At 74.8% G+C, this 18,460-nt stretch carries 17 protein-coding genes; 10 read left to right on the forward strand and 7 right to left on the reverse strand.

Translation table 11 applies throughout. The annotated features are described in order from the left end of the window. Window positions 1-279 precede the first annotated feature (279 nt). The gene (gene aceE, locus ABD994_RS12300; RefSeq protein WP_345414610.1) at window positions 280-3,069 is read left to right on the forward strand and encodes a pyruvate dehydrogenase (acetyl-transferring), homodimeric type; all 2,790 of its coding nucleotides are present in this window, start codon (window positions 280-282) and stop codon (window positions 3,067-3,069) included. A 247-nt stretch (window positions 3,070-3,316) separates the two neighbouring features. Next, window positions 3,317-3,520: a cold-shock protein gene (locus ABD994_RS12305; protein WP_116710338.1), complete on the forward strand. Its 204-nt coding sequence runs from the start codon at window positions 3,317-3,319 to the stop codon at window positions 3,518-3,520. A 74-nt stretch (window positions 3,521-3,594) separates the two neighbouring features. Here the strand turns inward: ABD994_RS12305 and ABD994_RS12310 are convergent, their stop codons facing one another. Next, complete coding sequence (locus ABD994_RS12310) at window positions 3,595-4,251, reverse strand: pirin family protein (protein WP_345414612.1); 657 nt, start codon at window positions 4,249-4,251, stop codon at window positions 3,595-3,597. A gap of 18 nt (window positions 4,252-4,269) precedes the next feature. Between ABD994_RS12310 and ABD994_RS12315 the strand changes: the two genes are divergently transcribed. The 5 genes from ABD994_RS12315 to ABD994_RS12335 all read left to right on the forward strand — a co-directional run bounded on the left by ABD994_RS12315 (window position 4,270) and on the right by ABD994_RS12335 (window position 9,094). Then, window positions 4,270-5,460: a PucR family transcriptional regulator gene (locus ABD994_RS12315; RefSeq protein ID WP_345414614.1), complete on the forward strand. Its 1,191-nt coding sequence runs from the start codon at window positions 4,270-4,272 to the stop codon at window positions 5,458-5,460. A 130-nt stretch (window positions 5,461-5,590) separates the two neighbouring features. After that, complete coding sequence (locus ABD994_RS12320) at window positions 5,591-6,526, forward strand: ACP S-malonyltransferase (RefSeq protein ID WP_345414616.1); 936 nt, start codon at window positions 5,591-5,593, stop codon at window positions 6,524-6,526. Further along, window positions 6,523-7,503 carry a beta-ketoacyl-ACP synthase III gene (locus tag ABD994_RS12325; RefSeq protein ID WP_345414618.1) on the forward strand — a complete coding sequence of 327 codons (981 nt, stop codon included), beginning with the start codon at window positions 6,523-6,525 and terminating at the stop codon, window positions 7,501-7,503. The genes ABD994_RS12320 and ABD994_RS12325 overlap by 4 nt, the downstream gene beginning before the upstream one ends. A 71-nt stretch (window positions 7,504-7,574) precedes the next feature. Next, complete coding sequence (locus ABD994_RS12330) at window positions 7,575-7,817, forward strand: acyl carrier protein (RefSeq protein ID WP_116710334.1); 243 nt, start codon at window positions 7,575-7,577, stop codon at window positions 7,815-7,817. A gap of 14 nt (window positions 7,818-7,831) precedes the next feature. Further along, window positions 7,832-9,094, forward strand: a complete 1,263-nt coding sequence (locus ABD994_RS12335) for a beta-ketoacyl-[acyl-carrier-protein] synthase family protein (protein WP_345414622.1) — start codon at window positions 7,832-7,834, stop codon at window positions 9,092-9,094. Between the two features lie 86 nt (window positions 9,095-9,180). On the opposite strand, the gene ABD994_RS12340 is transcribed toward ABD994_RS12335, so the two are convergent. Together ABD994_RS12340 and ABD994_RS12345 are read right to left on the reverse strand one after the other, a co-directional pair. Further along, entirely contained in the window at window positions 9,181-9,786 is a 606-nt protein-coding gene (locus ABD994_RS12340) for a hypothetical protein (protein WP_345414624.1), read from the reverse strand. Window positions 9,787-9,842: 56 nt separating this feature from the next. Next, window positions 9,843-10,334, reverse strand: coding sequence for a DUF3145 domain-containing protein (locus ABD994_RS12345; protein WP_345414626.1), 492 nt, complete (start codon window positions 10,332-10,334; stop codon window positions 9,843-9,845). Window positions 10,335-10,499: 165 nt separating this feature from the next. Here ABD994_RS12345 and ABD994_RS12350 point away from each other — a divergent pair, with 165 nt between their 5' ends. Then, window positions 10,500-11,711 (forward strand): MFS transporter, encoded by a 1,212-nt coding sequence (locus ABD994_RS12350; RefSeq protein WP_345414628.1) that lies wholly within the window; start codon window positions 10,500-10,502, stop codon window positions 11,709-11,711. A 649-nt stretch (window positions 11,712-12,360) separates the two neighbouring features. Beyond that, window positions 12,361-13,749 (forward strand): sensor domain-containing diguanylate cyclase, encoded by a 1,389-nt coding sequence (locus tag ABD994_RS12355; RefSeq protein WP_345414630.1) that lies wholly within the window; start codon window positions 12,361-12,363, stop codon window positions 13,747-13,749. A gap of 27 nt (window positions 13,750-13,776) precedes the next feature. Here ABD994_RS12355 and ABD994_RS12360 read toward each other — a convergent pair whose 3' ends face one another. After that, window positions 13,777-14,961 carry an acyl-CoA dehydrogenase family protein gene (locus tag ABD994_RS12360; protein WP_345414632.1) on the reverse strand — a complete coding sequence of 395 codons (1,185 nt, stop codon included), beginning with the start codon at window positions 14,959-14,961 and terminating at the stop codon, window positions 13,777-13,779. A gap of 16 nt (window positions 14,962-14,977) precedes the next feature. After that, on the reverse strand, window positions 14,978-15,439 hold the full coding sequence (locus ABD994_RS12365) for an NUDIX domain-containing protein (RefSeq protein ID WP_345414634.1): 462 nt from the start codon (window positions 15,437-15,439) through the stop codon (window positions 14,978-14,980). 67 nt (window positions 15,440-15,506) lie between these two features. Between ABD994_RS12365 and ABD994_RS12370 the strand changes: the two genes are divergently transcribed. Continuing rightward, on the forward strand, window positions 15,507-16,613 hold the full coding sequence (locus ABD994_RS12370; RefSeq protein ID WP_345414636.1) for a carboxylate-amine ligase: 1,107 nt from the start codon (window positions 15,507-15,509) through the stop codon (window positions 16,611-16,613). Window positions 16,614-16,637: 24 nt separating this feature from the next. On the opposite strand, the gene ABD994_RS12375 is transcribed toward ABD994_RS12370, so the two are convergent. Together ABD994_RS12375 and ABD994_RS12380 are read right to left on the reverse strand one after the other, a co-directional pair. After that, entirely contained in the window at window positions 16,638-18,086 is a 1,449-nt protein-coding gene (locus tag ABD994_RS12375; RefSeq protein ID WP_345414638.1) for a DUF2867 domain-containing protein, read from the reverse strand. Window positions 18,087-18,128: 42 nt separating this feature from the next. Next, entirely contained in the window at window positions 18,129-18,338 is a 210-nt protein-coding gene (locus tag ABD994_RS12380) for a hypothetical protein (RefSeq protein WP_345414640.1), read from the reverse strand. Between the last annotated feature and the right edge of the window lie 122 nt (window positions 18,339-18,460).

Consider the following 18,460-nt stretch of genomic DNA (forward strand, 5'->3'; position numbering starts at 1 on the left):
GCCACACCGGAGACGGAGCGGAGCGGAGCTCGACCGTCGGACCGGAGACGGGGCCCCGCGGCGTGTCGCGAGGGGTCGTTCCGGCTACCGGGCAGTACACGTGACGGCAGGGACGCGGCGGGTGACGATGGGCGCGACCGGCGAGGTCAGCGGGACGGCGCCCCCGGGGTCGGCCGGGCAGAATCGGTTCCGAGAGCCGGCCGGCGGACCGCGATCCGGACCCCGCCCCGGCGCCGTCGACCCCGCACGACAGGGCCCGAACCACAGGGAGAGCGAGCCGTGACCATCCAGAAGGGCACCGCGAACAGCGCGAACACCGACGGCCGCGTCCACATCATCCGCGACGGCCTGTCGTCCCACCTGCCCGACATCGATCCCGACGAGACCTCCGAGTGGATCGAGTCGTTCGACGCGATGCTCGAGGGCCAGGGCGAGCAGCGGGCGCGCTACATCATGCTGCAGCTGCTCCAGCGCGCCCGGGAGCGCCGGGTCTCGGTGCCGTCGCTGTACTCGACCGACTACGTCAACACGATCCCCACCGACCAGGAGCCGTGGTTCCCGGGCGACGAGGAGACCGAGCGGCGCTACCGCGCCTGGATCCGCTGGAACGCCGCGGCGATGGTGCACCGCGCCCAGCGGCCGGGCGTCGGGGTCGGCGGCCACATCTCGACCTACGCGTCGGCGGCGTCGCTCTACGAGGTCGGCTTCAACTGGTTCTTCCGCGGCAAGGACCACCCCGGCGGCGGCGACCACGTCTACATCCAGGGCCACGCCTCCCCCGGCATCTACGCCCGCGCCTTCCTCGAGGGCCGCCTCGGCGCCCAGCACCTCGACGGGTTCCGCCAGGAGCTGTCGCACGCCGGCCCCGGCGGCGGGCTGCCGTCCTACCCGCACCCGCGGCTGATGCCGTGGTTCTGGGAGCACCCCACGGTGTCGATGGGCCTCGGCCCGCTCAACGCGATCTTCCAGGCCCGGTTCGACCGCTACATGCACAACCGCAGCCTCAAGGACACCTCCCAGCAGCACACCTGGGCGTTCCTCGGCGACGGCGAGATGGACGAGCCGGAGTCGCGCGGGGCGATCCACGTGGCCGCGGCCGAGGGCCTGGACAACCTGACCTTCGTCATCAACTGCAACCTGCAGCGCCTCGACGGGCCGGTGCACGGCAACGGCAAGGTCATCCAGGAGCTGGAGTCGTTCTTCCGCGGCGCCGGCTGGAACGTCGTCAAGGTCATCTGGGGCCGCGAGTGGGACCGGCTGCTGCACGCCGACCGCGACGGCGCCCTGATCAACCTCATGAACACCACGCCCGACGGCGACTTCCAGACCTACAAGGCCAACGACGGCGCCTACGTCCGCGAGCACTTCTTCGGGCGCGACCCGCGCACCAAGGAGCTCGTCGCGTCCATGACCGACGAGGACGTCTGGAACCTCAAGCGCGGCGCCCACGACTACCGCAAGGTCTACGCGGCCTACCAGGCGGCGATGGAGCACCAGGGCCGCCCGACGGTCATCCTGGCCAAGTCGATCAAGGGTTACACGCTCGGCCCGACGTTCGAGGGCCGCAACGCGACCCACCAGATGAAGAAGCTGACGCTGCAGGACCTCAAGACGTTCCGCGACGAGGTCCGCGTGCCGATCAGCGACGCCGAGCTCGAGCGCGACCCCTACCTGCCGCCGTACTACCACCCGGGCGACGACGCCCCGGAGATCCAGTACATGCTGGACCGCCGCCGCCAGCTCGGCGGAGCGCTGCCCGAGCGCCGCACGCACAACAAGCCGCTGGTGCTGCCCGGCGACAAGGTCTACGACGTCGTCAAGCGCGGCTCGGGCAAGCAGGAGATCGCCACGACGATGGCGTTCGTCCGGCTGGTCAAGGAGCTGACGCGCGACCAGGAGATCGGCAAGCGGGTCGTCCCGATCATCCCGGACGAGGCCCGCACCTTCGGGATGGACTCGTTCTTCTCCAACCTGAAGATCTACAACCCGCAGGGCCAGCTCTACACGTCGGTCGACCACGACCAGCTGCTCGCCTACCGCGAGTCCGAGGCCGGCCAGCTACTCCACGAGGGCATCAACGAGGCCGGGTCGGTCGCGTCGTTCACCGCGGTGGGCACGTCGTACGCCACCCACGGCGAGCCGATGATCCCGATCTACATCTTCTACTCGATGTTCGGGTTCCAGCGCACCGGCGACGGCATCTGGGCCGCGGCCGACCAGATGGCGCGCGGCTTCTACCTCGGCGCCACGGCAGGCCGCACGACGCTGGTCGGCGAGGGCCTGCAGCACAACGACGGGCACTCGATCCTGCTCGCGTCCACCAACCCCGGCATCGTCTGCTACGACCCGGCGTACGCCTTCGAGATCGGGCACATCGTGCGCGACGGGCTCACCCGCATGTACGGCGAGCCGGACCCGCACCGCGACCCCAACGTCTCGTACTACCTGACGGTCTACAACGAGCCCTACCGCCAGCCCGCCGAGCCCGAGGGTCTCGACGTCGACGGGCTGCTGCGCGGGCTCTACCGCTACGCCCAGGCCCCCGGCGGGCCCGGGCCGCGGGCGCAGATCCTCGCCTCGGGCGTCGCGATGCCGTGGGCGCTGGCGGCCCAGGAGATGCTTGCGCAGGAGTGGGGCGTGCAGGCCGACGTGTGGTCGGCGACGTCCTGGACCGAGCTGCGCCGCGACGGCGTCGAGTGCGACGAGTACAACCACACCCACCCCGGCGAGGACCCGCGGACGCCGTACGTCACCGAGGCCCTCGCCGACGCCGCCGGCCCCGTCGTCGCCGTGTCGGACTGGCTGAAGGCGGTGCCGGACCTGATCCGCAAGTGGGTCCCGGGCGACTTCTCCGTGCTCGGCACCGACGGCTTCGGTCTCTCCGACACCCGGCCCGCCGTCCGGCGCCACTTCGGGGTCGACGCGGAGAACATCGTCGTCGGCGTCCTCGCCGCGCTCGCCCGCCGCGGCGAGGTCGGCCGCGACACCGTCGTGCGGGCCGCGGAGCAGTACCGGATCGACGACCCGCAGGCCGCCGGCCCGCAGACGTCCGACTCCGGGGTGGCCTGAGGCCCGGCCGGCCCCGGCCGGCCCCGGCCGGCCCCGCCGTGACCGCGCCGTGACCGTTCGTCGCGGGGATGTGCTGCGGGGCTGGTCGGCGACCCCGTCCTTCCGGATAGGCTGTCGGCGTCACGTCCCCCGGTCGGTCCCCGGACGATCGGGAGCGGGACTCCGACGTCAGGAGCGCAAGGCTCCAGCGGCGGATCTGAAGGTCGGGGCTGATCGACGCCTCGGGACATCGGTATGAGGAGCAAGAATGGCAGAAGGCACCGTCAAGTGGTTCAACAGCGAGAAGGGCTTCGGCTTCCTCGCTCCCGACGGTGGTGGCGCTGACGTGTTCGTCCACTACTCGGCCATCCAGGCCCGCGGCTTCCGCACCCTGGACGAGGGTCAGCGCGTCTCGTTCGACGTCGAGCAGGGCCAGAAGGGCCTGCAGGCCGTTCAGGTCACGCCGCTGTAAGCAGACCCAGCGGAGTCACCTCACGACAACGGGGGCGGCGCGTCGGGAGACGCTCCGCCCCCGTTCGTGTGTGTCTACCCGGTGGTGACGACGACGAGGTCGGCGCCGCGCTCGGACGCCAGCACGAGCTCTCCCTCGCCCGTGACCTCCAGGCCGTCGCCGGCGTCCGCGCCGGTGAGGGACCCGGCCGCCACGTGAACGTGCCGGAACGCGCCGTCGCCCGGGCGCCACGTCTCCCCCGGCCCGAGCCGCGCGAGCGTCACCGTCACCCCGGGCCGGCGCAGCGGCAGGACGAGCGGCCCGGCGTCGAGGTCCGGTCGGTGGTGGGTGAGCGACGGCTCCCCCGCCGGCGGGTCGTCGAGCCCCGGGGTCACCCACAGCTGGAGCAGGTGCACCGGCCCGTCGTCGGCCGCGCGCTCGTCGTGGTGCCAGCCGGTGCCCGCGACGAGGTGCTGCAGGGTGCCGGCCGGCACGGCGGTGTCGGTGCCGTCCGGGCCCGTGTGGACCATCGTCCCGTCGAGGACCCAGGCGAGGATCTCGACGTCGCGGTGCTCGTGGGCGCCGTAGGCGACGCCGGCGTCGAGGACGTCGTCGTTGTGGGCGACGAGGGCGCCGAACGACGTGCGCTCCGGGTCGTAGTGCGCCCCGAACGACAGCCCGTGGCGGGAGAGGACGCCGCCGCCCTCGGACACGGGGCGGTCGCTGCGGAGCAGGCGTCGCACGGTGGGCATCCGTGCCATGCTCCCCCGATGGCTCCGGCTCCGCTGCGCTCCGGCGTGCGGGCCACCACCCTGCGGCGCATCGAGAAGGCCTCCGGCGACCTCGCCGCCGCCGGGGTCTCCGCGATGGCCGAGCGCCTCGCCTGGTTCTCCCGCCTCACCGCCGAGCAGCGTTCCGGCGTGCTCGTGGTCACCCAGACCGGCGCGGCGAACTTCGTCTCCTGGCTGCGCGAGCCGGACGCCACGCCGCGCCTGACCACCGAGGCCTTCCGCACCGCTCCGCTGGACCTGGCCCGGCGGGTGACGCTGCGCCAGACCGTCGAGCTGGTGCGCATCGCGATCGAGGTGTTCGAGGAGCGCATCCCGTCGTTCGGGGCCGACGACGCCGAGCAGGAGGCGCTCGTGCGGGCGGTGCTGCGCTTCGGGCGCGAGGTCGCCTTCTCGGCGGCGACGGTCTACGCCAGCGCCGCCGAGGCCCGCGGCGCCTGGGACGCGCGGCTCGAGGCGCTGGTCGTCGACGCCGTCGTGCGCGGGGAGGCCGAGGAGACGCTGCTGTCGCGGGCGTCGGCCCTGGGCTGGGACCCGGCCGCGGAGGCCACGGTGGTGGTCGGCGAGCCGCCGACCGAGGAGCCCCCGGAGCCGCTGCACGCCGTGCGGCGCGCCGCGCACCGCGCCGGGGCGACCGTGCTGCTCGGCACCCACGGCGCGAAGCTCGTCATGATCGCCGGGCCGGGGGCGCCGCTGGAGGACCTGTCCGCGTCCTTCGGGCCCGGCGCCGTGGTGCACGGACCGACCGTCGCCGGCCTCACCGCCGCGCACCGCAGCGCGGCCGCGGCGCTGGCCGGGCACCGTGCCGTGCGGGCCTGGCCGGGCGCACCCCGTCCCGTCGCCGCCGACGCCCTGCTGCCCGAGCGCGTGCTGGACGGCGACGCCCAGGCCGTCGAGCAGCTGCGGCGCGAGGTCGCCGCGCCCCTGCGCGGTGCCGGCGGCGAGCTCGAGGCGACCGTCGAGTGCTACCTCGACGCGGCCGGCGTGCTCGAGGCCGCGGCCCGCCGTCTCTACGTGCACCCCAACACCGTGCGCTACCGGCTGCGGCGCGTGGCCGAACTCACGGGCCGGCACCCCGGCGAGGCCCGTGGTGCGCTCGTGCTCCGGCTGGCCCTCGGCCTCGACCGGCTGCAGCCCTCCGCCGCCCCCGCGCAGGCCCCTGACCGGCGGTGATGGCCGTCGGGGCGATACCGAGCCGCGGAGGTGTGACCCACGGCATTGTGGGAACTCGACAAGCACGGCGGACCCGAGTTCGTCGCCCCGACGCCTTCGGCCCGACGTGGGGCCGTGATGAGGTGGGACCGTGATCGCGATCCTCGCACCCGGCCAGGGCGCCCAGAAGCCCGGCATGCTCGCCCCGTGGCTCGACCGTCCCGAGGCCCGCGGGCGGCTCGAGGCGTTCTCCGACGCCGCCGGGCTCGACCTCGTCCACCTCGGCGTGGAGGCCGACGCCGCGGCGATCGAGGACACCGCCGTGACCCAGCCGCTGCTGGTCGCGTCGGCGCTCCTGGCGTGGGACCAGCTGCGCCTCGAGGTCACCGTCCCCGACGACGCCGTGGTCGCGGGCCACTCCGTGGGCGAGCTGGCGGCCGCCGCGATCGCCGAGGTCATCGACGCCGAGCAGGCCGTGGCGCTGGCCGCGGTGCGCGGCCGGGAGATGGCCGCCGCCTGCGCCGAGGAGCCCACGACGATGGCCGCCGTGCTCGGGGGCGACGCCGACGCCGTGCTGGCCCGCCTCGCCGAGCTCGACCTCGAGCCCGCCAACCGCAACGGCTCGGGCCAGGTCGTCGCCGCGGGCCGCAAGGACGCCGTCGAGCAGCTGGTCGCCGAGCCGCCGGAGGGTGCCCGCGTGCGGCCGCTGTCGGTCGCCGGGGCGTTCCACACCCGCTTCATGGAGCCCGCCGAGAAGGCCCTCGGCGCCTGGGTCGGCGAGCACCGCGACGAGCTCGCGCCCGCCGACCCGTCCCTGACGCTGCTGCAGAACGCCGACGGCGCCGTCGTCACCAGCGGGTCGGAGTTCCTCGACCGGCTCGTCGCGCAGGTGACCCGCTCGGTGCGCTGGGACGCCTGCATGGACACGATGGCCGAGCGCGGCGTCGACACCGTCGTCGAGCTGACGCCGGCCGGCACGCTCACCGGCATGGTCAAGCGGGCGATCAAGGGCACGGCGACCCACAACGTCAACAAGCCCGACGACATCGAGAAGGTGGCGCACGCGATGGGGGGTCAGGCCCGATGAGGCTCCAGCTCACGCCGCAGGCCGCCGGCGCCCGGCTGCTCGGGCTCGGCAGCATGCAGCCCGACCGCGTCGTCACCAACCACGACCTCGAGAAGATCGTCGAGACCGACGACCAGTGGATCCAGAGCCGCGTCGGCATCGTCGAGCGGCGCTTCGCCGACGCCGACGACTCCGTCGTGTCGATGGGCGTCGAGGCGGGGTCCAAGGCCCTGGCCGACGCGGGCCTGGCCCCGACCGACCTCGACGCGGTGATCGTCGCGACCTGCACCATGCCCAAGCCGATCCCGAACGCCGCCGCGCAGACCGCGGACCGCATCGGGATCAACGGCATCGGCGCGATGGACATCAACACGGCGTGCGCGGGCTTCTGCTACGGCACCGGGCTCGCCGGCGACATGATCCGCTCGGGCACGGCGGAGCACGTCCTGGTCATCGGCTCGGAGAAGCTCTCCGACTGGCTGGACATGAACGACCGCTCGACCTGCATCATCTTCGCCGACGGCGCCGGCGCGGCCGTCGTCGGACCGGCCGCGACCGAGGAGGAGGTCGGCGTCGGTCCCGTGATCTGGGGCGCGGCCGGCGACCTCGTCTCGACGATCCACATCGACGAGACCGACGCCCTGCGCCAGGAGGGGCAGGCGGTCTTCCGCTGGGCCACCACGAAGATCGCGCCGGTGGCGCTGCGCGCCGTCGAGGCCGCGGGCCTGCAGCCGTCGGACATCGACGTGCTGGTGCCCCACCAGGCCAACCTGCGCATCGTCGAGGCCATCGCGAAGCGGCTGCGCCAGGCCGGCGGGCGCGACGACCTGCGCGTCGCCGACGACATCCAGTACTCCGGCAACACCTCGTCGGCCTCGATCCCGATGGCCATCGACCACATGCGCGGCGCCGGTCGTGTGCGCTCCGGCGACGTGGCGCTGCTGGTCGGCTTCGGCGCCGGCCTGTCGTACGCGGCGCAGGTCGTCGTGTTGCCGTGACCTTCCTGCCGTGATCTGTACGGTGCCCGTCCGAGTACGACCCTGAAGAACCCGCACGAGAAAGGGAGCCCGTGGCGACCAACGAAGAGATCCTGCCCGACCTCGCGAGCATCGTGGAGGAGGTGGCCGGCGTCGACGCCGCGGAGGTGACCTCCGAGAAGTCGTTCGTCGACGACCTCGACATCGACTCGCTGTCGATGGTCGAGATCGCCGTGCAGGCCGAGGACAAGTTCGGCGTGAAGATCCCGGACGACGAGCTGGCCAAGCTCACCACCGTCCAGGACGCCGTCGACTACATCTCCAACCACTCGTAAGGGGCGCGACCGACGTGAGCAGCACCGGCCAGGGGGTCGTCGTCACCGGAATGGGCGCGACGACCCCGCTCGGCGGCGACGTGGCGACCACCTGGGACGGCCTCCTGGCCGGTCGCAGCGGCGTCTCGAAGCTCGAGCGCGACTGGGTCGACACCTTCGAGCTCCCCGTGAAGATCGCGGCGCAGCTCGCCACGGAGCCGACCGACATCATCAAGCGCGTCGAGGCCCGCCGCCTCGACCGCAGCGAGCAGACCGCGATCATCGCGGCCCGCGAGGCCTGGCAGCACGCCGACCTCGGCGACTACCCGAACGCCGAGGACGGGTCACCGAAGGTCGACGCCCTGCGCCTCGCGGTCATCGTGGGCACCGGCATCGGCGGCGCGCTGACCCTGCTCGGCCAGGACGACATCCTCGAGCAGCAGGGCCTGCGCAAGGTCGCCGTCCTGACCATCCCGATGCTCATGCCCAACGGCCCGGCCGCCCACGTCGGGCTCGAGTTCGGCGCCGCCGCGGGCGTGCACGCACCGGTGTCGGCCTGCGCGTCCGGCGCCGAGGCGATCGCCTGGGGCTGGCGGATGCTGCAGGCGAACGAGGTCGACGTGGTGGTCGCCGGCGGCACCGAGGCGTGCATCGCGCCGATCACGCTCGCCGGCTTCAGCCAGGCCCGCACCATGGCGCTGCGCAACGACGAGCCCGAGCGCGCCTCGCGCCCGTTCGACACCGGGCGCAACGGCTTCGTGCTCGGCGAGGGCGCGGGCATGGTGGTGCTCGAGCGCGAGGAGTTCGCGCAGGCCCGCGGCGCGACGGTGCACGGGCGCCTCGCGGGCATCGGCACCAGCGCCGACGCGTACCACATCACCGCGCCCGACCCCGAGGGCACGGGCCAGTCCCGCGCCGTCGCCGCCGCCCTGCGCACCGCGGGGCTCGACCCCGCCGACGTCGGCCACGTGAACTGCCACGCGACGGCGACCAGCGTCGGCGACGTGGCCGAGACCGTCGCCATCAAGAAGGCCGTCGGCGACCACCCGGTGCTCACCGCGCCCAAGGGCTCGCTGGGTCACCTGCTCGGCGCGGCCGGGGCGGTCGAGGCGATCACGACGATCCTCTCGATCCGCGAGGGCCTCGTCCCACCCACCGCCAACCTCGAGGAGCTCGACCCCGACGTCACCCTCGACGTCGTGGCCGGCGAGGCCCGCAAGATGCAGCTGGATGCCGCCATCAGCGACTCGTTCGGCTTCGGCGGGCACAACGTGTGCCTGGCGTTCACCCCCGCCTGAGTGCGAGCAACGCGGCATTCCTCGCACTGGGTGCCAGGATCGCCACATCCTCGGTGACGCGACACGCCGAGCTGCGCACGTCCTGACTAACAGGGCGTGCGCAGCTGGCTGCCCGGGCGCGGGTCGACGAGGCGGGGCTGGCCGCCCGCGGTCTCGACGACGGCGCTGACCTGCCAGCACAGCCGCGGCACGCGCACGTCCGACGGCGCGACGGCCGGGTCCTGCGTGGTGACGTAGCCCAGCGGCACGACGAGCTCCCCGCCGGCGACGGGGTCGATGCGGCGGATGACGACGGACCCGACGCGCTGGGTGCGGGCCGTCGCGTCGAAGGTGGCCGCGTCGACGCGCGTGTCGGGCACGAGCGTGGCGCGGTACGCGGCGAGGTCGCCGGTGTTGCGGGCGTCGGTCCAGCGCTGGACGAGTTCGCGGACGGCGCCGGACTCCGGGTGCACCGCGGCGGCGGCGGACAGCGTCACGCCGGGGGCGCCGGCCGACCCGTCGCCCGGCAGCTCCGCACCGACCAGCACCGGCCCGGTGTCGCCGATCGCGGCCCGCCCGACGGCCGCGGCCCGCGCCCCGAGCAGGGCGCCGGCGACGACGAGGAGCACGAGCGCCACCCCGAGCACGGCCGGCCACACGATCCCGGGGCGCAGCCGATCGGCCAGCGCACCGTCACGGAACCGACCGAGCATGCCGTCCAGCCTGCCAGCCCTCCTCGCGCGCCCCCCAGCCGTGGGTGCTCGGACGATCAGCCCACCTGGTGCAGGCGGGCGGGTGCGACGCCCTCGCCGGCGAAGCGGAACTCCTCGAGCGCGGCGTCCCAGCGGGTGCCCAGCAGGTCGTCGAGGCGGCGAGTGATCGACTCGCGGGTCGAGGCCCCGGCGAGCGCGGTGCGCACCTGGTCCTCGCCGAGGACGATGTCGCCGTTCGCGCTGGTGCGCCCGTGCCAGAGCCCCAGGCCGGGGACGTGGCTGAAGCGCTCGCCGTCGGTGCCCGGGGACGGGTCCTCGGTCACCTCGAAGCGGACCATGCCCCAGGCGCGCAGCGCGGTCGCCAGGCGGGCCGCGGTGCCCGCGGGACCGGCCCACGCCACCTCGGCACGCACCGACCCCGGCGCCGCCTCCTGGGCGGTCCAGTCCAGCACGACACGAGCGTCCAGGACGCTCGCGATCGCCCACTCGACGTGCGGGCTGACCGCAGACGGCGACGAGTGGACGTAGATCACGCCACGGGTGCTCACTGCTGACCTCCGACTCGACGAGAAGCGTCTTCCCCAACGTCCTCGTGCGCGACAGAGATCGAACCGATCGCAACCGGCGTGCAGTGTGCACCGTGGGACGGCTGTGGCGCCAGTGCCGCGGGATCCCGGGCGTGTCGCTCCCGAGATCCGTAGAGTCGTCCCACCGTGACCGAGGATGACCGACCCGACACGGGCGGTGCTCGGTTCCGGGACGTCCTCGCCGAACCGCAGTTCCGGGCGCTGTGGGTCGCGCAGCTGCTCTCGGTGCTCGGCGACCAGGTCGCCCGCGTCGCGCTGGCCGTCCTCGTCTACACGGAGACGGCGTCGGCCGGGCTGACGGCGCTGACCTATGCGCTGACGTTCCTGCCCGACCTCGTCGCCGGCCCCCTGCTCTCCGGCATCGCCGACCGGGCTCCGCGCCGGGCGACGATGGTCGTCTCCGATCTCCTGCGGGCGGGCCTGCTCGCGCTGATGGCGGTGCCGGGGATGCCGTTCTGGGCGCTGTGCGTGCTGGTCGTCGCGGGCCAGCTGCTGGCGGCCCCGTTCGCCGCGGCGCGGGCGGCGATCCTGCCGCAGGTCCTGCACGGCGAGCGCTACGTCGTGGCCTCGGCAGTGTCGGGGACGACGTACCAGAGCGGGCAGGTGCTCGGCTTCGCCCTCGGCGGCCCGCTCGTGGCGCTGGTCGGGGTGCCGGTGGCGCTGCTGGCGGACGCGGCGACGTTCGTGCTCTCCGCCGTGGTGCTGCAGCTCGGGGTGGTCGAGCAGCGGGCCACCGGCGAGCCCGACGACCGCGCGACCGGCCTGCGCGCCGGCGCCCGGATCGTCGCGGGCGACCGGCGCCTCCGCACGCTGGTCGCCCTCGCCTGCGTGTCGGCGTTCGTCGTGACGATCGAGGGGCTGGCGGCGCCCTACGCCGCGGCGCTGGGCGGCGGACCGGTCGCGGTCGGCCTGCTGCTCGCCGCCAACCCGCTGGGCGCCGCGGTGGGCATCGTGCTGCTCGCGCGCCTCGTGCCGCCCGCGCGGCGCGCCCGCCTGCTCGGGCCGCTCGCGGTGCTCTCGTGCGTCCCACTCGTGGCCTCGGCGCTCGATCCGCCGCTGGCCGGTGTCGTCGCGCTGTGGGTGGCCTCGGGGCTCGCCTGCGCCTACCAGGTGCCCGCCAACGCTGCCTTCGTCGCCGCGGTGCCCGACGCCCACCGCGGGCAGGCGTTCGGGCTCGCCGTGACGGCCCTGCGCGTCACCCAGGGCCTGGGGGTCCTGCTGGCGGGGGTGCTGGCCGAGGCGACGGGCCCGGCGCTCGCGGTCGGCGTCGCCGGCGCGGTGGGGGTCGTCGTCGCCCTGGGCTGCGCGGCCGCGTGGCACCGGGTCCGCCCGGCCTGACCGGCCCCCGGACACGGTTACTGGCTGGTATCGCTCGCCCAGCGAGTGATACCAGCCAGTAACCCGGCGTGGGACGGGAGTCGTCAGTGCCAGTTGGAGTCGCGGTGCCAGTTCGAGTCGGGCGCGAAGTGCCAGTTCGAGTCGGCGTAGTGCCAGTTCGAGTCGCGGTGCCAGTTCGAGTCGGCCACGGGGGCTCCTTCCGGGATCTTCGAGGGGTCGACCGGGTGGGGTGGTCCCGGCGCCACGGACGTGGTCCATCGCACACGCTGTGTGTCGGACCGGGCGGCGATGCGGGCCCACGGCCCGACCGCACTCGGCGCTGACGCAGAGCGACCGGACTGTCACATCCGGCCGTACCCCGTGTCGCATCCGCCCCTCAACACTGACCAATGGAGCTGTGTGTGACCAGACGGCGACTGGGCGTCAACCATCGGGGTGATCTCTTCCCAATGGGTGACGTCGGTCGCGGAGATCCAGTGTCCGGCGGTACCGTGTTCCGCACGCGGAGACGCCCCGTAACGATCTCCGGCGCCCCTGGAGGAGGTCACACATCGTGACGGCGAGTGAGTCCTGGAGGGGTCCTGACGACCCCGGTTCCGGGCTCTCTCCCGCGCCTGGAGCAGCCGGGGGCGCGCGTCCGGTACGTCCGGTGACGCCCGCGCCCATCGCGGCCGACGGACGGGGGTCGCTGCGGCCGGTCCGCCTCGCGCGCCGGCGCCGCGAGGGCACGGCGCGGGACGCCACGACACCCGATGTCGCGCCGACCCCGCCGCCCCGGCGCGTCGACCCGCGCCGCCTCGACCCGCGGCGCTGGAGCCTCTGGGAGGCGCCGCGCCGGGTGGTGATCGCGGTCCTGCTCGTCGACCTCGTCGCCGTCGTCCTCGCCGTGGCCGTCTCGGGGCTCGAGCCGGTCGGGGCGTCCGACTGGCGCACGCTCGGCCTGCTCGTGCTCGGCCTGGTCGTGCACGTCGAGACCGCCCGCGGCATCGAGCGGCGCCGCGAGCTCGTCGCGGACGGCCAGCCCTACATCGAGCTGAAGTCGGTGTGGAGCTTCGCCGGCCTGCTCCTGCTGCCGCTGGGCCTCGCGCTGGCCCTCGTGGTGGTGACGTTCGCCTACTGGTGGCTGCGCGTCAGCCAGCGTCCCGTCGTGCACCGCTGGACCTACTCGGCGGCGACGGTGCTGATCGCGTCGGTGGCCGCGTGGGGCGTCCTGCAGCTCGTGCCCGGCGGCCTGCTCGAGAAGGTGTCCGGGCCGGTCGGGCTCGTCGTCCTCGTCGCCGCCGGCCTGACCCGCTGGGTGGTCAACCACGGGCTCGTCGTCTTCATGATCTGCCTCAGCGCGCCGGGCACGCCGTGGTGGCAACGCCTCGGGTCGCCCACCGACACGCTGATCGGCCTCGGCGCCCTCGCGCTCGGGGCGGCGCTCGCCGTGGTGGCGCTGACGACGCCGTGGCTGCTGCCGGTGCTGCTCGTGCCGGTGATGGGCATGCACCGCGGGTTCCTCATCCAGCAGTTCGCCCGCGCCGCGCGCACCGACGCGAAGACGGGGCTCGCCAACGCGTCGGCGTGGCGCGACCAGGCCGACCGCGAGCTGGCCCGCCTCCGGCGCCGCGGCGGCGAGCTCGGCGTGATCATGGTGGACATCGACGCGTTCAAGGCGATCAACGACCGGCACGGCCACCTCGTCGGCGACGCTGTGCTGCGCGCCGTCGCCGACACCCTGCGCTCCGAGGTCCGCCCCTACGACGCGGTCGGGCGCTTCGGCGGCGAGGAGTTCGTCGTCCTGCTCGCCGAGGCGGGGCCCGAGCAGGTCAGCAGCACCGCCGAGCGGCTGCGCCGGCGCATCAGCGAGTGCGAGGTCACGGTCTCCCCCACCCTCGGCGGCGGCACGGTGCGCGGGCTGACGGCGTCGATCGGCACGGCCACGTTCCCGCAGGCCTCGCGCGACCTCGACGGCCTCATGGTCAGCGCCGACGCCGCGCTGTACGCCGCCAAGCACGGGGGCCGCAACCGGGTGGAGTGCGCGCCACCCCGGTAGACGCCGCGCCGGTGAGCCGGCAGCGGGTCAGCGGAACGCCGGGATGCCCGTCACGGCCTGGCCGATCGAGAGGGCGTGCATCTCCTCGGTGCCCTCGTAGGTCAGCACGGTCTCGAGGTTGGTCATGTGCCGGAACACCGGGTACTCGAGCGTGATCCCGTTGCCGCCGAGCACGGTGCGGGCGGTGCGGGCGACGTCGAGGGCGGCACGGACGTTCGCCATCTTCCCGAAGCTCACCTGCGACGGGTGGAGCTGCTCGGCGTCCTTGAGCCGCCCGATCCGCGCCGCCGTCAGCGAGGCCTGGTTGACCGCGACGACCATGTCCGCGAGCTTGCCCTGGGTCAGCTGGAAGCCGGCGATGGGCTGCCCGAACTGCTCGCGGTCCAGCGCGTAGGCCAGCGCGGACTCGTAGCAGGTGCGGGCGGCACCGACGGCGCCCCACAGGATCCCGTAGCGGGCCTCGTTGAGGCACGAGAGCGGGCCCTTGAGGCCGCGCACCTCGGGGAAGGCGGCGTCGGCGGGCACGCGCACGCCCTCGAGCACGAGCTCGGCGGTCAGCGAGGCGCGCAGGGAGAGCTTGTGCTTGACCTCGTTGGCGGTGAAGCCGGTGGTGTCGGTGGGGACCACGAACCCGCGGATGCCCTTGCTGCCCTGCTCGGGGTCGGTCTGCGCCCAGACGACGGCGACGTCCGCGAGCGTGCCGTTGGTGATCCACATCTTGGAGCCGTCGAGCACCCAGTCGTCCCCGTCGCGACGGGCCCGCGTGCGCATCGAGCCCGGGTCGGACCCGGCGTCGGCCTCGGTGAGCCCGAAGCAGCCCAGCGCCTCGCCGGTCGCCATGCGCGGCAGCCACTCCTGCTTGTGCTCCTCGGAGCCCCAGCGGTGGATCGCGAACATCGCGAGCGAGCCCTGCACCGAGACGAACGAGCGCAGGCCCGAGTCGACGGCCTCGAGCTCGCGGCAGGCGAGGCCGTAGCTCGTCGCGTTGGTGCCGGCGCAGCCGTAGCCCTCGAGGTGCATGCCGAGCAGCCCCAGCGACCCCAGGCCCTTGGCGATGTCGCGAGGCAGGGTGTTCGACTCGTACCACTCGGCGATGCGCGGGGCGAGCTCCGCGGCCGCGTAGTCGCGGACGGCGTCGCGGATGTCGCGCTCCTCGGCGGTGAGGTCGTCGTCGACGGCGAGGAAGTCGCTGGGATCGGGAGCTGCGGCCATGCCCCTACGGTAGGTCCTATCGGCGTGCTCCGTTCCCCGCGTCCGGACCGGCCCAGAACTGGGCGAACCCCGGGTGCAGTGGCAGGTCCGACACCGCGTCCGCGGGCGTCCAGCGCAGCTCGGTGGCCTCGCCGTCGCACGGCTCGAGCGCGGGCGCGGACTCCGTCTCCAGCCGGCCGTGCACCGTGACGTACGACCAGCCGCCGTGGTCGTCGACCGTCTCGTCGGTCAGGCGCACCCGCGCCGGGTCGACGCCGGTCTCCTCGACGGCCTCGCGCAGCGCGGCCTGCCGCGCTGTCTCGTCGCTGTTGCGGGCGCCGTCGGGGATGCCCCACGTCTCGCCGTGGTGGCTCCACCAGACGCGGTGGGCGAGCAGGACGCTCCCGCCGTGGCGCAGCAGCAGGCCCGCGGCGCCGAAGCGCCCCCAGTGCCGGTGCCCGGCGTCGCAGACCACCCAGCCGTCACCGTCACCCCTCACGGGTCGTCACGCTAGGCGCTGCCACCCCACCGGGCAGGGCGGACGAGGGATCGGGTAGACGGGTCACATGAGCGACCTGCCCCCGTTCGGGGCCGAGGAGGAGCTGCTGCTCGTCGACACGGGCACCGGCGCGCCACGCGGGCGCGCCGGCGCGGTGCGCGACGAGGCCGGCGGCAGCCTCGACGGCGAGATGCGCACCGAGCAGGTCGAGACGGCCACCGCCCCCCACCACACCGCCGACGACCTCGCCGCCGACCTGCGCCGGCGCCGCCAGGATGCCCGCGACGCGGCCCGCGCGTCGGGCGTGGACGTCGCCGGGCTCGCGACGTCGCCGGTCGCCCCGGAGGAGGCCGCCGAGCCGGCCGCGATCCCCGAGGGCCGCTACGCACGGATCGCCGAGCGCTTCGGGTCCGTGGCCACCGCGCAGCTCACCAGCGGCCAGCACGTGCACGTCGAGGTCGGCTCGCCCGAGGAGGGCGTGGGCGTGCTCGACCGCATCGGGCCGTGGCTGCCGGTGCTGCGCGCGCTGGCCGCGAACTCCCCGTGCTGGCGGGGCCGGGACACCACGTACGCCAGCTACCGCTCGGTGGTGTGGTCGCGCTGGCCGTCGGCGGGACCGACGCGGGTGTTCGGCTCGCTGGCCGCCTACGACGCCGCGGTGGCGGCGATGCTCGCGACCGACACGGTGCTCGACGAGGCGATGGTCTACTTCGACGCGCGGCTCTCGCGCGAGCTCGGCACCGTCGAGGTCCGGGTGGCCGACGTGGCGCTCGAGGTCGACGACGCCGTGCTGGTGGCGGTGCTCGTCCGCGCCCTCGTCAGCACCGCCGCGCGGGCCCACCAGCGCGACGAGGAGCTGCCCACCGCACCCGTGGAGGCCCTGCGCCTGGCGCACTGGCGGGCCGCGCGCTTCGGGCTCTCCGGCGACCTCGTCGACCCGTACGACGGGCGCCCGAAGCCGGCCGCCGAGGTGCTCGACGCGCTGCGGGCCCACGTCGCCGGGGCGCTCGCCGACGCCGACGACACCGACCGCGCCGCCCGGGGCTGCGCCCGCCTGCTCGACGGCGGTACCGGCGCCGACCGCCAGCGCGCCGCCGCCCACGAGGCCCACGGCGACCTCGCCGCCGTCGTCCGCGACGCCCGGGCCCGCTTCCTCCGACCCGTACGTGCGTGATCTTCCGTGCGATAGCTCGGAAGATCACGCACGTACGGAGGTCGCGCGGGCGACCAGACCCCGGGCCATGGCGCCGAAGACGACGGGCGCGCCGGCGCGCAGGGCCGTGCCGTACGCCAGGCCCGCGAGGCCCGAGGCCGCGAAGGCGAACGACAGGCGCAGGTGCGAGCCGTGCCCCGAGACGTCGGGGTCGACGGCCAGCTCGAGGGTCATCCGGCCCGGCTGGCGCAGCTCGGAGCGCAGGCGCAGGGAGCTCCCCGGCGCCACCGCCTCGACGCGCCACCCGTCGACGACGTCGCCGGCCTCGAGGGGCCGTCCCTGCGGGCGCCCGCGGTAGCCCCCGACGCCGCCGAGCAGCTGGTCGGCCCAGCCCCGCACCGTCCACGCCCCCAGCGGCACCGCCCACCCGGCGTCCCCGCCGATGCCGTCGACGACCGCCCAGAGCGCGTCGGCGTCCGCGGGGCAGGCCTCGCCGGTCCCCCAGCGGTACACCGCGCCGCCGGAGCCGGCCGGGTCGGTCGGGCCGGCGAGCGCGGGGTCACCGGGCGCCAGGGGCGTCTCGGGGCGCTGCCCCAGCGCGGCCCGCACCGCGGCGTCGTAGGTGGTCCGCCCGCCCGGGGGCGGGCCGATGACGTCGAGCACGTCGTCGTCGCCGCAGACGAGGTCCTCGGCCAGCGACTCGATCAGCGGGGTGACCAGGTGGCGCGACAGCGGCGTCAGCGCCTCGACGACCCACCCCGCCAGCGCCGGCGCGCCGGGCGGGACCGGGAGCGGCACGGGCACCGCGGCGCTCTGCGGCAGCCCGGCCAGCCGCAGGTAGCGGCGGACGAGCTCGAGGTAGGTCAGCACGTCCGGACCGCCGACGTCGAAGCGGCGGTCGACGTCCGCGGGCACGTGGAGCGCGCCCACCAGGTAGTGCAGCACGTCGGCGACGGCGACGGGCTGGGTCCGGTGCGCGAGCCACGGCACCGCCGGCAGGACGGGCACGCGCTCGGCGAGGTAGCGGATCATCTCGAAGCTCGCCGAGCCCGACCCGACGACGATCGACGCCTCGAGCGCGACGGTCGGCACCGGGCCGGCCAGGAAGATGTCGGCGACCTCGGCGCGCGACGACAGGTGCCGCGACGCCGCCCCCGACGGCCGCAGCCCGCCGAGGTAGACCAGGCGCCGCACGCCCGCCCGCTCGGCGGCGTCGCTGACGGCCCGGGCGGCGGCCCGGTCACGGTCGGGGAAGTCCGCGTGCTCGAGGGCGTGGGCGAGGTGGACCACCGCGTCGGCGCCCTCGACGAGCGCCGCCAGGGCCGCGTTGTCCGCCAGGTCGCCGGGCACGGCGTCGACGCGCTCGGCCCAGCCGGTGGCCGCGAGCTTGCCCGGGCTGCGCACGAGGACCGCGACGTCGTGCCCCTCGGTGAGCAGCCGGGCGACCAGCCGCACGCCGACGTACCCGGTGGCCCCGATCACCGCGCAGCGCATGGCGCCATCCTCACCGCGCCGTCGCGGCGGGGCGCGCGGGGGTCAGCTGACGGTGGGCTTGCCCGGCCGGTCGGCCTCGCGCTGGTCGACGAACAGGCCGCCGCCCCGGCGGGCGACGAGCACCAGCTGCCAGACGGCGAAGGCGAGCAGGATCCCGCCGATGATCCCCTGCCCGAGGACCAGGGCGACGATGCCGCACGTGAGGGCCGCCCAGATGACGACGTCCCGAGCCGTGCGTCGTGCGCTCCTCATCTCCGGACCTCCGCTCCGCTCGCCGGGCCCCCTGGAGAGTGTCGTCCGTTCGGGTTCGAGGTGCAGCACATCGGCGTGGAACGGAGGTGTCCCCACCCGTTCGCCACACGTCGTCACCACAG

Source organism: Actinomycetospora chlora (assembly GCF_039542135.1).
Taxonomy (GTDB): domain Bacteria; phylum Actinomycetota; class Actinomycetes; order Mycobacteriales; family Pseudonocardiaceae; genus Actinomycetospora; species Actinomycetospora chlora.

What these genes read in the sequence shown, in the direction of transcription:
- ABD994_RS12305 (WP_116710338.1), top strand. Translation starts at nt 3,317, where the DNA reads ATGGCAGAAGGCACCGTCAAGTGGTTCAACAGCGAGAAGGGCTTCGGC.
- ABD994_RS12310 (WP_345414612.1), bottom strand. Translation starts at nt 4,251, where the DNA reads ATGCCCACCGTGCGACGCCTGCTCCGCAGCGACCGCCCCGTGTCCGAG.
- ABD994_RS12315 (WP_345414614.1), top strand. Translation starts at nt 4,270, where the DNA reads ATGGCTCCGGCTCCGCTGCGCTCCGGCGTGCGGGCCACCACCCTGCGG.
- ABD994_RS12325 (WP_345414618.1), top strand. Translation starts at nt 6,523, where the DNA reads ATGAGGCTCCAGCTCACGCCGCAGGCCGCCGGCGCCCGGCTGCTCGGG.
- ABD994_RS12340 (WP_345414624.1), bottom strand. Translation starts at nt 9,786, where the DNA reads ATGCTCGGTCGGTTCCGTGACGGTGCGCTGGCCGATCGGCTGCGCCCC.
- ABD994_RS12360 (WP_345414632.1), bottom strand. Translation starts at nt 14,961, where the DNA reads ATGGCCGCAGCTCCCGATCCCAGCGACTTCCTCGCCGTCGACGACGAC.
- ABD994_RS12370 (WP_345414636.1), top strand. Translation starts at nt 15,507, where the DNA reads ATGAGCGACCTGCCCCCGTTCGGGGCCGAGGAGGAGCTGCTGCTCGTC.
- ABD994_RS12375 (WP_345414638.1), bottom strand. Translation starts at nt 18,086, where the DNA reads ATGCGCTGCGCGGTGATCGGGGCCACCGGGTACGTCGGCGTGCGGCTG.
- ABD994_RS12380 (WP_345414640.1), bottom strand. Translation starts at nt 18,338, where the DNA reads ATGAGGAGCGCACGACGCACGGCTCGGGACGTCGTCATCTGGGCGGCC.